This window comes from Dyadobacter flavalbus, assembly GCF_006149045.1.
Lineage (GTDB): Bacteria > Bacteroidota > Bacteroidia > Cytophagales > Spirosomataceae > Dyadobacter > Dyadobacter flavalbus.
In genome coordinates, this window is the sequence record NZ_VBSN01000049.1 from 1 (window position 1) to 14,910 (window position 14,910).

Sequence of the window (14,910 nt, forward strand, 5' to 3'; positions counted from 1 at the left end):
AATCCTTTAATACTATCTCCGTTCAGATAAGCATTTACAATCGTTAGTCTGAACTCTACACTGAATTTTCTGTTTTTACCCATAAAAAATGCCCCCAAGAAGTGTCTAACTTTTTGGGGGCAGTGCAAATACAGATGTGCTTTCACCGCAAAGACAAAAGGAAATCGCCGCCCTTGTGGAACGGGTTCGGAAATTCCAGCCGGATATGATCGCCATTGAGCGGCTGCCCGAAGAACAGGCGGAGCTGGACAGCATTTATAATCTGTTTGCAAGTAACCAGTTGCAGCTAAGTACGCTTCCGGACGGAAGATCGGAGTCCTATCAACTGGCGTTTAACCTTGCGAAAAACCTGAAACTGAAAAAAGTATACGGCGTGAATGCACCCGGCGGAACTTCACAAAGTATCCTGAGCAATGGCGAGAATATTGATATGTACAAGGAAGAAGGCATGCAGGTCAGAAATATGGCCAGGGCGCAACTTGCAAAAATTCAGGACGGCAGCCTTTCCATCCGGGATTATATTCTTTTTCTGAACCAGCCTGAAATTATCCAGAAAACGCATCATCTGCGTTACATCATGCCTTCGCGTGTAACCAACGGGAAATTTACCAATCCGGATGCAATGGTGGATACCGCATTTGTAAACCCGAAATACATTGGCGCCGAACTGACTTCCGTGTTCAAGAACCGGGATTATAAAATCTATTCAAACATTGTGACGACACAATTGAAGCAGCAGTCCAAACGCATCCTGGTTGTAATCGGACAGGCGCACATCGGTTCGCTGCAAAGTATTTTCCGTGACGATCCGGCATTCAAAATCATCGAAGCCACGCAGTACCTCAGATAAATGGAAATAGAACAAACCACAAATAACCGCCGGCAAACTTCAACCCCACTCATCATCCTATAACAACTATCAATGACCGTTTCCGAAAATTAACGGCAATCAATGACTACATACCGGCAATCCCCGACCACGAATGACCTATTTGCCTTGTCCGCCATCCTGAACGCAGTTAAAGAACATCATGCAGAAACGATTTGCCTGAAACAAATACAACTGACATAAGCTTCAACTACGCTCAGTCCGGCAACTTTTTTACTAAACCTTGAAGATACATTCCGCAATATTCGCCGATGCCTGTTCACAGAAATCCAGTCCCGAATAATCAGGATTGTACCCGCCGATGTAAGGAACCGCCATCATGAACACCCGGTCGTTTGCTTTTCCGTCATGGCCTACAACCTGAAAATAGTCGTTGATTGTAATGCCAGGAACTTTAAGGTAAAATGCGCCGTCCGCATCTTTTACCACCTTTTCATTGCCCTGTTTCAATTCCGTACTGCCAGCTTCATCCGACTTGAACCTGATTTGTGCCGGACTTACCGTACGGTTTGCAACCAGACTTTTAAACGGAAAGGCATCAAAGGACAAATGCGGCTGACCGACACAATTAACGAACGTATTGTAATATACTGCCTGCTCACGATCTGATTCATCGGCATAATGGTATGTGACGCCGCCTTTGTTTTCAGGCACTGCATTGCTGTCTTGTTCCACCGGAATAATGTCCAGCTTTCCCGCATCATGCAAGGCAAGCAGCTCCTCGCATGAGCTTTGCGGAACAAAAGCAATTACAATGGAAATCAGCGGCATAAGCACTTTCTGATGCCGCTGCATGTCTTCGGCTGAAAAGTACTTGGCCGGATAATTGATGGCAAAACTGAGCACGGCAAGCATTTCTTTCCAGTAAATGGATTTTTCCCTTTTAATGGATTGCTCTGCTTCCAGATATTCGGCTTTGAAAAGCGCAAAAGGCTCGGCATGTTCCCTGTATGCCATCATGGATTCTACAAATTCTTCCAGGTTCTTATCTTTGATGAAATTGTAAAATTTGGCGTCCTTTTTCCTGAAACGATCTTTAAAATCTTTTTCAAACAAAAAATCCAGCGAAAGAAACCCGCCGTTTTCTGCCATGTTCTCTTCGATCTCTTTATGGCTGAGCAGTGAATCGCCGGATAACAACGGTTCTTCCAGGTGGAAACGGACTGCCGGAAGCAGGCCGCCTACGGAATGCATAACCAGCTTAAATTCAGGACTATCGACAGCCGGCTCATAAGAAACCCTGCCATTATCCTGTTTATGAAAACTGCCGTTGCTGCGCGCAAGAGTCCGTATGGCATCAATAGCCGTCAGTGAAGAACCTTTAAGCGCAACTGCGTGATTCAGTTTGAGTTTCAGCTTGGAAGGCGGGTACGGCGAATCAAAATAACCTGAAATTTTACCTTCATGCTCAACAGGCCAATTGTGCCCTGTACAAACGATTACACAGTCGAACTCCTGATGCCCTTTTCCGCTTAACTCGATTTTCACTTTTCCACAGGCGGGATCATCGGCAATATCCACAACTTTACTTTCAAAATGGACTACTGTTTCCATGCCGGCATTTCCTGCATTTTCCAGCAGTAAATCGAACTGCGCCGCAAGGTACTGCCCGAACAGCAGCCGGGGCAGCACTTTCATTTCGTTGAATTCTTTCTTTTTCACGTTGAACTTCGCCAGCTCCTTGTCCGGGACAGTCTGGATCCATTTTTTCACCGAAGTGACAATTTCCGGTATTTCACTATCGGAAACATTTGTAACATGCTCTTCGTTAGCACCTTCTGCACTGTAAGGCATTCCGGCGCCGAGCGCTTTCCGTGATTCAAAAATATGTACTTCCAGATCATTCCTGTTTGCTTCAACGATTCTTTTGTACATAAACAGCGCACTGGGACCGCCGCCCAGAATAGCGATACGCTTCTTAACTTTTTCTATGATCATGAGGTTTTTTAGTAACTGCAATGCCGGTATGCAAGCGTTTCACAGACCAAATCTTTTGCTGTTCTCGCTTACCGTATCGACATTGCTGCTTTATTTGTATACTGTTATTTTCATTAATCTTATGGATGCTAATTCTGTGCCAATAGTGCTGACCGAAATATGGATTTATCCGGTAAAATCGCTTGGCGGAATTCGTCTTACAGAATCTTATGCTGAAGAAAAAGGATTGCAATACGACCGTCGTTGGATGATTGTGGATGAAAACGGGATTTTTCTTACGCAGCGCACCAATCCGAAAATGGCCACGATAACTGTATTTTTTCATGATCTCGGCCTGCTGCTTTCATCCCGTTCCGATCCGTCGAATCAAATTCCGGTTCCTTTTAAACGTGTTTCGGATGAAGCCTTGCTGGTAAAAGTCTGGAATGATTCCGTTACAGCCTATACGGTTTGTCATGAAGCGGATGTCTGGCTTTCCGAAATGCTCGAAAAGAAAGTCCGGATTGTAGAAATGACCGCTTCCTCAGACCGCCGGATGAACGCGCAGGATGCAGAACCGGACACAACGCTCAGCTTTGCGGACGATTTTCCTTATCTGCTCATTTCAGAAGCATCGCTTCATGAGCTGAACCGCAGACTGGAGCAGCCTGTCGAAATGAACCGCTTCCGGCCCAATTTCGTGGTTTCGGGCACGGAACCCTTTGCAGAAGATGCATGGAAGTATATTCAGATCGGAAACGTGGGATTTCATGTGGCTAAGCCATGCGAACGTTGTGTTCTCACAACCGTAGACCAGCAAACCGGCATCAAAGGCCGCGAACCTTTAAAAACCCTTGCAACTTTCAGAAAGCACGAACGCAGTGTCCTCTTCGGCCAGAACCTCATCGGACTGCAGACCGGAAACGTACGTGAAGGCAATCAGATTATCGTTTCGGATTATAAATGGATAAAAGGCGATTAGCTTTTAGCGGTTAGCTTTTAGCGGTTAGCTTTTCGTTAAAACCGAGATACAACCAACTGCCAATAACTCTTCCAAAGCTACCAATGCCCGCAGAGCAGTCACTTGTTTGCAATGACCGCAGAGCGGTCCCCTGTTTGTAGAAAATTTGTTATACATGAAAATTGATATCAACCCCGGACGTGGTTCCCTTTCCAATTATGAGGCTGCTCCTCCAACGCTACCAATGACCGCAGAGCGGTCCCCTGTTTGTAGAAAATTTATTATACATGAAAATTGATTCCAACCCCGGAAGGGGTTCCCTTTCCGATTATCAGGCTGCTCCCTTAAAACAAAAATTTCACATTTACCCCTTTGCTGCAAACAAAAGCCCACAACTAAAAGCCCACCGGCCTTGACTTTCCGTTAAAACCAGTTACCCTCACATTTCGGAGTCCTTTTCTGGGAATAAAGATTTTCCGCGTCGATTGCGACAAATAGCCTGTTCCGTAATGAAGCTCGTATTGCATTGTTTTTCCATTGGCATAACTTGCTTCCAGCCATGCATCATGACTTTCAGGTTCAATCAAAAGCATGGAAGCCGGAACCTGATCAGCAAAGGACCGAAGCGCTGCATTGTTCTGGGCTGCCAGGATCATCAGGCCCTGTTTGCCGGTTGTAATTTCCGCAAGCCCCTTGCCATCGCCTTCCACCAGAAATCCGCTTTCAGCAGCCTTGACAGGAGTAAAATCTCCTTTACCATTTCCGGTCAGCAACAATCCGCTGAACGCATCCAGCCTTCCGCTGATTGATTCCGTTGCATAGGTGTTTCCGGAAAGCAAAAGATCAAGATGACCGTCATGGTTATAATCCGCGGCACAGATTCCGTATACTGATCCCAATTGAGCCGCAGCCGGAAGCGGTTTCACCTCAAACTTGCCATTGCCTTTGTTGATAATCAGAACAGACTGCATGGCTTCACAAACCATTTTTTTCGCATCCTTTAATTCTTCCTTTGAAAACACTTTGCCGATATCCGCTTTGGAATAATCGGCATAATAGATGAAACGCTTTTTCAGAAAATTCATCTGGCTCGTCATTTCGTCACGCGGGTGCACCGGGTAAAGTTCATTTCCGAAATACCGGCACAGAACCGGGTCCATCGTTCCGCTTCTGTCAAAATCCTTTGCAAATAACGTCAGCGGCTTGTCCTGCGACGGATGCCCTTCCGTATTCAGCCCGACGTTTCCGACTACATAGTCAAAATCACCGTCTTCGTCGAAATCTCCCGAAGCAATGCTGTTCCACCAGCCGTGCATGCCAGTCAGTCCCGTACCTTTCGTTACATTTTCCAGCTTTCCTTTGTTGTTTTTAAAAAAAATAACCGGCATCCATTCGCCTGTCACAATCAGGTCCGTCCAGCCGTCCTGGTCAAAATCGCTCCATATGGCTGAAGTAACTATTCCTGCGTTCCTGATATCCGGACAAACCACAGCAGTTGCATCGGTAAATTTCCCGTTGTCATTTCGCAAAATATAGCTTTCACCGGCAAGCGGGTACTGGCCGGGTGAAAGCCTTCCGCCAACAAAAAGATCCAGGTCGCCGTCTCTGTCAAAATCCGCTGCATTCACCGTGGAGCCGCTGCCCGTAACAGCCGGAAGTGCGTCAGGGTCTTTTTTAAAATTCCCTTTTCCGTCATTTTTGTAAAGTCTGTCCTGATAATACGGTGAACCGGCTTCAAATTCGTTGCTGCCGCTGACAATGTACAAATCCAGGTCGCCGTCGTTATCCGCATCAAAAAGCAGCGGAGCCATATCTTCTTCATACTTGCGACCGGTTTCCAGCAGTTTGGGAATAAATTTCTTGTCACGGTTCTGAATAAAAAAGCTGCCCGACTGATTGAAAGCGCCTCCGATATAAAAATCTTCCAGCCCGTCACCATTGATATCACCCACTGCAATGCCCGGCCCGTCCTGCGAAAGCAAATGCGGAAGCAAAGGCTGTATTTTAAAATCAATATAAAGCTCGTCTTGGTGTAAAAATGGGATTTCCTTTGCCGGCAATTCAGAAAAAAGCGGTTTTACCATTTTGTCAAAAACCGCATTCGGAATCTGTTTCGCGGCATCTTTGTAATCCAGTTTGCAAAACTGATCCGCTTTTACATGCACGAGCAGCTGCGTTTTTTCATCCGGCCAGATAATCCGTACCGAATCCACAACCGTGGTTTTGCCAAGTCCGAAATGCAGTGTGTTTTCCACCGTAGACTGATACCCGCGGTAAGGCGAATGCTCCGAATACTGCGTGTTCTCTTTACTGTAAACCCATACTTTTGCCCCATAACCAAACGGGTTTTCTTTGGTACCTGTCAGTTTGAGGTTAATGAAATGATGATCCGGAAGCTTGTCCGAATGGTTCTGGTAAATAAATGCTTCCTGATCTATATTGTTCATGACCAGATCAAGATCGCCGTCGTTATCCAGATCAGCATAAGCGGCTCCGTTGGAAAAAGACGGAATATCAAAGCCCCATTCAGCCGACTTGTCCGAAAAAGTAAGGTCATGATTATTACCAAATAAGTAGTTCGGGATATGCGCTCCTTCCACTTGTTTCAGCGCTTTGGACAAACGGCTGTTATCCCTGCTTCCCGACTGCATTTGCTGCTGATGCTCGGCCATTCTGTAAATCACGAAATCGCGGTTGGTAATGTCTTTCGGGTAACCGTTCGTAATCATCAGATCGCGGAATCCGTCGTTGTCATAATCCGCAAAGAGCGGCGCCCAGCTCCAGTCCGTAGCCTGTATGCCGGCATACCGACCGGTTTCACTGAAAAACGGATGACGGGTGCCCGGACGGTTTCCGTTGTTATGCTGCAACGTATTCCGCATGAACTGCGGCTCGTATCCCATTTTAAGCTCCGACAAATGCCGGTCGTAATTCATCAGCCCGAACATGTTTTTACGGCGTATGTTGCCTTCCGGAAGCATATCCACGGTTATGAAATCCACAAGCCCGTCATTGTCAATATCTGCAGCATCGTTGCCCATGGCCGAGTAACTCTGATGACGGAAATAGTCTTTTATTTCATTCCTGAAACTTCCGTCTTTCTGATTGATATACAGCAAGTCATTGGAAACATAGTCGTTAGAAACATACACATCCGGCCAGCCGTCACTATTGACATCTACGATGGAAATACCCAGCCCGTAACCTTCAATCAAAATATTGGCTTCCCTTGAAACGTCCGTAAAAGTTTTGTTACCGTTGTTTCTGAACAGTTTGTCGGAATTGGCGGAAGAGCCGTCTGTTGCTTTTTTACGGATGTTGTTCGGGCCGCTGTAATCCATTACATTGGTAACGAGATACACATCCAGATCGCCGTCACGGTCATAGTCAAAGAAGGCGGCCTGCGTTGTATTTCCGCTGTAATCCAGCCCGTACGATTTCCCTTCTTCTTTGAATGTATTGTCTTTTTGATTGACAAACAAAAGGTTGGAAAGCAGCCCGGCCTGTTTGGGTCCGGCGCGGCAAACGTAAATATCCAGATAACCGTCTGCATTGATGTCCGTAAGCGCAACACCGCGCGCCCATCCGCCGGGAACTTTTATACCTGACTTTTCTGTAAAATCCTCAAACCGGATCGGCTTGTTTTTTCCTTTGGTCTGGTTAAGGTACAAAGGGCTTCCGGTCATGTTCCCGGCAAAGAAAAGGTCCGTAAGCCCGTCGTTATTGAAATCGCCGGCTCCCACGCCGCCGCCATTGTAGAAATATTCGTAAGTTAGAATGTTAAGCTGATCGTTCTCCTGCAATTTGTTTGCAAAATGCACGCCGGTCTGTTCAGCAGGAAGCCGCTCGAATAATGTTTGCTTTTTATTGCTGTGGCATGCCGCTACAATGGCGATGAGGATGAATAAAATCGGCTTCCGGATCATTCTTTTGCTCACAATTATTTGCCGTCAGCAATTTTGGTAAAAAAGCGCACTTCAAACAATTCCTGATTCTTTCCCGGCAGATAAGGTTTCTGTGCTTTTTTGAGCACGAGCTGTTTGTCCGTCAGTTTCAGAATCAGAAAACTGCTCAGCTGTTGCCCGGAAGAATCGGCGTATACAAGCGAATCGGAAGCGGGAATACGGTAACGGTACTTTCTGAATTTTTCCTTTCTCCGTTCCAGCAGAATGCCGTCCGGCTGATACTCAAATGTAGACCAGTGTTCGTCAAAAGTATTGTTGGTAAAACTGAACCCATTGACAAAGTTGTTGATGGAATCCGTACGCCAAACCCCTTCCAGCTCTTTTTCCTGCATGTACACCGGCACATTGCACCCTGTAAGTCCGGCCAGCATTGTCAATATGATCAGTAATTGCTTCAAGTAACAGAAATTGGTTTAAGCCCGATATTTTAATCAATACAATAAAAAACAATTCTCCGGCTGCAACACAGCCGAAGAATGAAAATATATCAATAACACCTCACAAATTAAATTTCACGTTTCACGTTTTACATTTCACGTTTTACAGCAAACATCTCACCCGTTTCAATAATTCGGATTCTGCACCAGAACGCCGTTGCTCAGATCCACTTCGCGCTGCGGAAGCGGAAAATAGTAATGTTTCGGCTTAATGAAATTACGGCTTGGCTTGTACGGGCCTCTTGGAATTTTATAATGCGCAGCAATATCGATCAAACCCGCTTTGTCCCAGCGTAACAGATCCTGATGACGTTCGTTTTCGCCGGAAAGTTCTACGCGGCGTTCATGCATGATATCGGCCATTTTCGCACCCGTTTTGGCAGGAAGCCCTGCCCTTTTCCTCACCGCATTCAGCTCTGCGTCTCCGTTTTGTCCTGAACGGATTTTAGCTTCCGCCGCCAGCAGGTAAACGTCCGAAGAACGCAGAAACGGCGCATTAAGGCTTTGGCTCATGTCGCCGGATTCGGTAAATTCCGTATATTTTTTGAAGGAATAACCGGTTACACGCGTCATATCGGCAGTAAAAGTCGTTGTACCCTGCGTACCGCGCCTGACTGTATCGCCCGGGCTGTAAATGGAATAGGAACGGCGCGGGTCGCCGGTTTCGAATTCTTTCACCAGATCTTCGATCGGTTCGTGAAATCCCCAGCCTCCGAAAGCCTGCGGCGTGTGGTAAAAAGTAGGCGAATTGTCCGTTGTCCAGCCCGTTTCATATTGCAGTGAGAACAACACTTCCGGGTTATTTTCTGTCGGGAGACTAAAATTCTCGTTGTAGCTGCCGGCCAGTTTGTAAGCTGCATTGCCCGTTACTTTCGCGCTCATTTCAATGGCTTTTGCCCAGTTTTCCTGATAAACGTACAATTTGGTCAGAAAACCGTATGCCGAACCCTGCGTAGCCCTTCCCGTTTCCGAAGCATCGTACGAAACCGGCAGCAATGAAGCGGCTTTCAGGAAATCGGATTCAGCCTGCGCACGAACCTGCTCGACCGTTGATTTCGGCTTGTTGTAATTTTGATCCAAAGCATCTTCTTCCAGCAGAATCGGCACTTCGCCGTAGATCAGCGAAAGCCGCCAGTAAATGAAACCTCTTAGAAAATAAGCTTCGCCCATGCTCCGGTTGCGTAGCGTTTCATCCATATTCACTTTCGGCGCATTGATCAGAACGGCATTTGCTCTGGAAATCACTTCATATTTCGTCGCCCATGTCGCCAGAATATGCGAGTTGGAAGGGTCGAACGTGAACATTTCCAATGCAGTTTCATCTGAATGGTCACCGGCCCGGATCATGTCATCGGAACAGTTATCGAACGTGTATTCGGTATGTGCAAAGCCGTCTTCATTCAGCAGCGGTGCGTACACCGCATTTGTAGCCGCCACCACGTCGTCGCCGTTGCGCCAGTATTGCTGTGAAGTAACCTGTCCGTAAGGCGTACTTTCCAGTAAATCGTCTTTACAACCCGTTATAGTTACCAGAAATAAATATCCGGCGAGTATGATTATCTTTTTCATAGGAATGTTTTCAACTGATAAAAACCTGAACTTTCGTTTAGAATGACAAGGTTGCGCCTATGGTCCACGTACGGGCCAACGGATACTGCGCATAATCGACGTTCAGCTGTCTGCCCGTATCGCCCACGTAGCCAAGTTCCGGGTTAAGTCCTTTGTATTTGGTAAACGTTACGATGTTCTGGCCGGTGATGTAAAAGCGGGCATTGGAAAGCTTCACTTTGTCCGTCACTGACTTCGGAATCGCGTAACCCAGCGTAAAGTTTTTCAGACGGAGAAAATCGCCTTTTTCCACAAAAAGATCGGACGGCCGGAAATTGCGGTTGGAATTGTCGATGCTTACGCGCGGAACCGTATTGCTTGTTCCTTCGCCGTTCCAGCGGTTATTTTCCTCGGCATACAAGTTGAAGGAATAGCTGGCATCCAGTCCCTGCATGCGGTCGGCATTGTAGATTTTGCTTCCGCCTACGCCTACGAAGAAGACCGTCAGGTCAAACCCTTTGTAAGCAGCGCCTGCGCTGAAACCGTAATTGATCTTGGGCTGCGGGCTTCCGATAATGGTCCGGTCCTGATCGTCCACGATTCCGTCGTTGTTAAGGTCCAGAAAACGCACGTCGCCCGGCTTGATCTGTCCGTCTGTTTTGCGGGAATCGTTGGCGATGTTCGGATCGGAATCGATTTCACCCTGATTCTGGTAAAGTCCGTTTGTTTTGTAGCCATAGAAAGTACCGTAAGGCTGGCCTTCGTACGTACGGACGATTTCCTGCTGTCCCCGGCCGTAAAGCTGCGTGGCCAGAAACCCGCCCGGCGTTGCCAGCTTTGTAATCCGGTTTTTGATCATCGTGGCATTTCCGCTTACGTTGAACGTAACCGCGCCAACGGTATGCCGGTAAGAAGCTTCGATTTCAAGACCTTTGTTCAGCAGCTGCCCGATATTCTGGTCCGGAATGGTGGAAGTTCCGATAGTACCCACCGAAGGCGGCGCCAGCAGCATGTCTTTTGTTTTTTTGACAAAGTAATTCAAAGAGAAATAAAGGCTGTTTTTCCACAACCCTGCTTCCAGTCCGAAGTTGCTCATTTCAGCTGTTTCCCAGCCGATGCGCGTGTTGGCAAGCCTGCTTTGTGCCGCGCCCGTAACATAATTCTGATTGCCTCCGCTGCCGAGTGCATAGCGGTAAGACGGATTGATCAAAGCGAGATATTGCAGAGAATTAACATTCTGGTTTCCCAGCTGTCCCCAGCCGCCCGTCAGCTTGAAGTTGCTGAAAACAGGCAATGCGTTTTTAAAGAAATCCTCCTCGGAAATGCGCCATCCCAGCGAGAATGCAGGAAAATAGCCCCAGCGGTTTCCGGGAGCAAACTTGGACGATCCGTCCGCACGGAACGTAGCGGTTAACAGATAACGGTCTTTAAGCGAGTAATTGGCACGTCCGAACCAGGATGCCAATGCATCGTAGCTGCGGTTTCCGTTTTCACCTGCCACTGAAACGATGGTTCCGGCATACTGAAGATAACGCAGTGTCGGGTCTTCGCTCGGGAAATCCCTGCCGCGCTGCCTTGCGGTAATGCTGTTGAAAGTCTGTGAAGTGTAGCCGCCGACCAGACTCAGACTGCTGGCACCGAACTTCTTGTCGTAGGAAAGAAAATATTCCTGCAGAAAGGACCAGTATTTGCCGTGTGTCAGGTTCAGTTCATTGTAGGAATTGGTACGGAACTGATCGGTAACCTTGATGTCAAAGCTGTAATTTTCCGAGAAAGTAGCGTCGGTTGCGAGATTGGCGCGCAATTTGAGTCCTTTTGCAATTTCATATTCTCCTGTCAGGCTTCCCAGAAAACGGTTGCGTATGTTGTTCTGGTCCTGATTATCGACTGTGAAAACCGGATTGTTAATATCGCCGAAAGCTCCGATTCCCTGCGTCGAGCTGTAAGTTCCGTCCGCATTCCGTACAGGCAGTCCGGGATGAAAACGGATGGCGCTCCACAAAAGCCCGGTTTGTGAAGAAGTTGTATTGGGTGCCGTGTTATGTGTATTGGTGAATTGCAGGTTCTGCCCTATTTTCAGCCTGGAACCAATCTTGTGATCCGAATTGACGCGGAATGTATACCTTTTGTAATAGGATTTTCCGATAATCCCTTTTTCATTGTAATAGCCGCCGGAAATCGAAAAAGAAGAATATTTGCCCCCGCCCCGAATAGCTGCATCGTAGTTCTGCGTAACACCCTGCTGCAGCAGCTCTTCCTGCCAGTTGGTTTTCTGCGTCTGATACTGCGGGTCCTGCCAGATGGCCGGAACGGGAAGGCCGTCATTTTCGTAAGCTTCTCTTTTTAAAGCCGACAACGAAGGCGCATCCAGTACATCCAGCGTTTTGATCCGGTTGGTAACCCCGGCATAGCCATTCACCGTCAGCCCGATCGGGTTGTCGAAAGAGCCGCGTTTGGTTGTAATGATGATTACACCGTTTGCCGCACGCGTTCCGTAAATGGCGGAAGCAGAAGCATCTTTCAGGATTTCGATGGATTCGATGTCATTGGGGTTCACATCGTTCATGGAACCGGCAGGAACACCGTCAATGACGACAAGCGGATCGGCATTGTTTACCGTTCCAAACCCACGGATCTGAATGGAGCCTGCATCGCCGGGCGCACCGCCATTGCGGATGATATTTACGCCGGCCGCTCTTCCCTGAAGTGCCTGCTGCGCGCCGCCTGATGGCAAATTCTGAAAATCAGCCCCTTTTACCGAAGAAACGGCGCCGGTAACGTCCTTTTTTTCCTGCGTTCCGTAACCGACAACCACTACTTCGCTCAAAGAGTTGACATCGGGCACCAGCGTAACATCAATAACCGAACTGTTTCCGACGGTTGCATCCTGACTTACAAAACCGATAAAAGAAAACCTCAGAACCACATTTCCTTCCGGCACCGACAAGGTATACTGTCCGTTCTGGTCCGTGGAAGTTCCTGTCTGGCTGCCGGTAACCAGTACATTCACGCCGGGCAAGCCTTCGCCTTTGTCGTCAACGACTTTGCCTTTAATGACACGATCCGGAATGTTCTGCATGGCCGACAGGCCGGCAGGAACGGTTTTCTGCTGTTCACTTTTTTTCCTCAGCAGGATGCGCGTGCTGCCCACGACCTCGTACGAAACGTTCATCGGCGCAAGAAGCTGGTCGAGTACTTTGTTGAGCGAGCCGTGAACGTATTTTACATTTACCGTGCTTTTTCCCTGAATGCTGTTGGTACTGTACACGAATTTCACATCGGCCTGCTTTTCGATCTGCCTGAGTACCTGACGTATGTCCATGGATTCCACTTTCAGGGAAATTTCCTTGTTCAGTAACTCCTGACTATACACGCCGTGCGCCATGGAAATGCCGCAACAGATCATAATCAATAAAAGTTGTTTGACCATCGTGTTCAAAACCTTGGAAACAACCCTTTTCACGGGTATTCTTTGATGCATAATCAGTGGGTTATTTGTGAAATAATAATTTTGAGAACATACTGCATTTTACATTTAAATAATTCATATCCGGCTATTAATCAGTTTACTTGCTTTTCCGGGCATCCTTCTCCGAAAACAAATACGGAAGTTCCGCGCTCCTCATATTCCACATTCACAGATTTGCAAATGAGCTGCAATTGCTGGAACATGGACAAATCGTTCAGGTCTCCGGTAAAAAGGCAGTTTTTAAGCATGTCGCCTTCCACTACAATGTTGATTCCGTAAGTACTTTCCAGCGTTTCCATGATTTCTGCAACCGGCACTTCCGTAAAGTTGAATGCAGGCGTGAGAGCCGCTGTTTTCAGCATCAAGGGGTTTTTCACGATCCCGAGCTCCATTTTTCTGGAAGCCTTGTCAAAAATGATCTTCTGATTGGGGGTCAGGATTACACCGTTCTTGCTGGCGGCATGGCTTTCGCCGACTTCATAAACCGAAACCTTCCCGGTTGCTACCTGAACTTCCACCGAGCCGGCATGTGACCTTACATTAAAACTGGTACCCAGAACCTGCGTGGCAAGATTGTCCGTAGAAACAACAAACGGTTTGGCCGGATTTCGTTTAACCTTGAAAAATGCTTCTCCTTTGAGATAAACGATTCTTTTTCGGTCACCGAAATGTTCGGGATAACCAAGTCTGCTGTTGGGTTGAAGAATGATTTCACTGCCGTCTTCCAGCGTAACGCGCTGCGGTTTTCTGGACGTGTTTTTCACTTCAAAGGCTTCATTTTTGTCGCTTAAAGCAGCTTTTGCCGCCGTCATGTAGCTGTTTTTATCCCGAACAAAATACAGAACCAATCCTGAAATGATCAAAAAGACTGCCGCTGCAAGCATCTGGAAATACATGGGCCGGAGCGGTTTCCGGATCGTATTGGCAAACAGTCTTCTCTTTATTCTATTGCCGATTTCCGCTTTTTCATACGGCAGCACTTCCGGCGAGTCAACAGGGTTTTCTTCCAGATACTTTTCCAGCATGGCCTCTTCTTCCAGCGTCACAGTTCCAGACAAATATTTTTCAACCAGCAAATTATATTCAAAACCGTTCATGGCGCGCAAGTGTGTTCCTGTTTTCAGTTACTGGATTGATACATCCAAAGGCCGTCTTTCAGCGCTTTGAGGGATTTTGTAATATGGTACTCCACGGCTTTTTCCGAAATGTTGAGCTCTTCGGCAATGGCCTTCACCGACTGGTGCTCAAACCGGCTGAGCTGGAAAATCCTGCTTGTCTTTTCAGGAAGGCGGCTCATGACCTGATCAATCGCCTTGGACAAATCTGAAAAATCCACAATTTCATCCGTTGCATAATTTTCCTGTATCTTGTTCAAAATGAGATATTCCCGGTATTTCCTCCAGGTAATCCGCGATTTTATAAAATTGGCGATCCGGTATTTCATGGATATGACCAGATATGTATTCAGATTTCGTATGCCGGATTCCTGCCGCCGGTTCCAAAGGCTTTCGAAAATGTCATGGACAAGTTCTTCCGCTTCTTCCCGCGAGCCAACCTGATGATAGGAAATACAGAACAGCTTGTACCAGTAACGCTCATATATCTCCTCAAAAGCACGTTTGCTGCTTTCATGAAGCTGCGTAACCAGTTGTTCATCGGTTAAAGACTTACTCATCGGATGCCTCGGTATCAGGGGAATTAATGTATAGTCAATTATCCAGGGG

9 protein-coding genes are annotated in these 14,910 nt (G+C 47.2%); 2 read left to right on the forward strand and 7 right to left on the reverse strand.

Annotation, left to right across the window (positions count from 1 at the left end):
* Positions 1-136: 136 nt before the first annotated feature.
* A complete protein-coding gene (locus FEM33_RS16005; RefSeq protein WP_139013013.1) occupies positions 137-850 on the forward strand; it encodes a DUF5694 domain-containing protein in 714 nt (237 codons plus the stop codon).
* 255 nt (positions 851-1,105) lie between these two features.
* Here the strand turns inward: FEM33_RS16005 and FEM33_RS16010 are convergent, their stop codons facing one another.
* Positions 1,106-2,827, reverse strand: coding sequence for an FAD/NAD(P)-binding protein (locus tag FEM33_RS16010; protein ID WP_139013014.1), 1,722 nt, complete (start codon positions 2,825-2,827; stop codon positions 1,106-1,108).
* Positions 2,828-2,948: 121 nt separating this feature from the next.
* Here FEM33_RS16010 and FEM33_RS16015 point away from each other — a divergent pair, with 121 nt between their 5' ends.
* Positions 2,949-3,788 carry an MOSC domain-containing protein gene (locus FEM33_RS16015; RefSeq protein WP_139013015.1) on the forward strand — a complete coding sequence of 280 codons (840 nt, stop codon included), beginning with the start codon at positions 2,949-2,951 and terminating at the stop codon, positions 3,786-3,788.
* Positions 3,789-4,162: 374 nt separating this feature from the next.
* On the opposite strand, the gene FEM33_RS16020 is transcribed toward FEM33_RS16015, so the two are convergent.
* From FEM33_RS16020 to FEM33_RS16045, 6 genes are all read right to left on the reverse strand, one after another.
* Positions 4,163-7,693, reverse strand: coding sequence for a VCBS repeat-containing protein (locus FEM33_RS16020; protein WP_139013016.1), 3,531 nt, complete (start codon positions 7,691-7,693; stop codon positions 4,163-4,165).
* Between the two features lie 14 nt (positions 7,694-7,707).
* The gene (locus FEM33_RS16025; RefSeq protein ID WP_139013017.1) at positions 7,708-8,130 is read right to left on the reverse strand and encodes a hypothetical protein; all 423 of its coding nucleotides are present in this window, start codon (positions 8,128-8,130) and stop codon (positions 7,708-7,710) included.
* 165 nt (positions 8,131-8,295) lie between these two features.
* Positions 8,296-9,738: a RagB/SusD family nutrient uptake outer membrane protein gene (locus tag FEM33_RS16030; RefSeq protein ID WP_139013018.1), complete on the reverse strand. Its 1,443-nt coding sequence runs from the start codon at positions 9,736-9,738 to the stop codon at positions 8,296-8,298.
* A gap of 37 nt (positions 9,739-9,775) precedes the next feature.
* Positions 9,776-13,198, reverse strand: a complete 3,423-nt coding sequence (locus FEM33_RS16035; RefSeq protein ID WP_139013019.1) for a TonB-dependent receptor — start codon at positions 13,196-13,198, stop codon at positions 9,776-9,778.
* Between the two features lie 80 nt (positions 13,199-13,278).
* Positions 13,279-14,283, reverse strand: a complete 1,005-nt coding sequence (locus FEM33_RS16040) for a FecR family protein (RefSeq protein ID WP_139013020.1) — start codon at positions 14,281-14,283, stop codon at positions 13,279-13,281.
* Positions 14,284-14,306: 23 nt separating this feature from the next.
* Positions 14,307-14,861, reverse strand: coding sequence for an RNA polymerase sigma factor (locus FEM33_RS16045; RefSeq protein WP_139013021.1), 555 nt, complete (start codon positions 14,859-14,861; stop codon positions 14,307-14,309).
* Positions 14,862-14,910 lie beyond the last annotated feature (49 nt).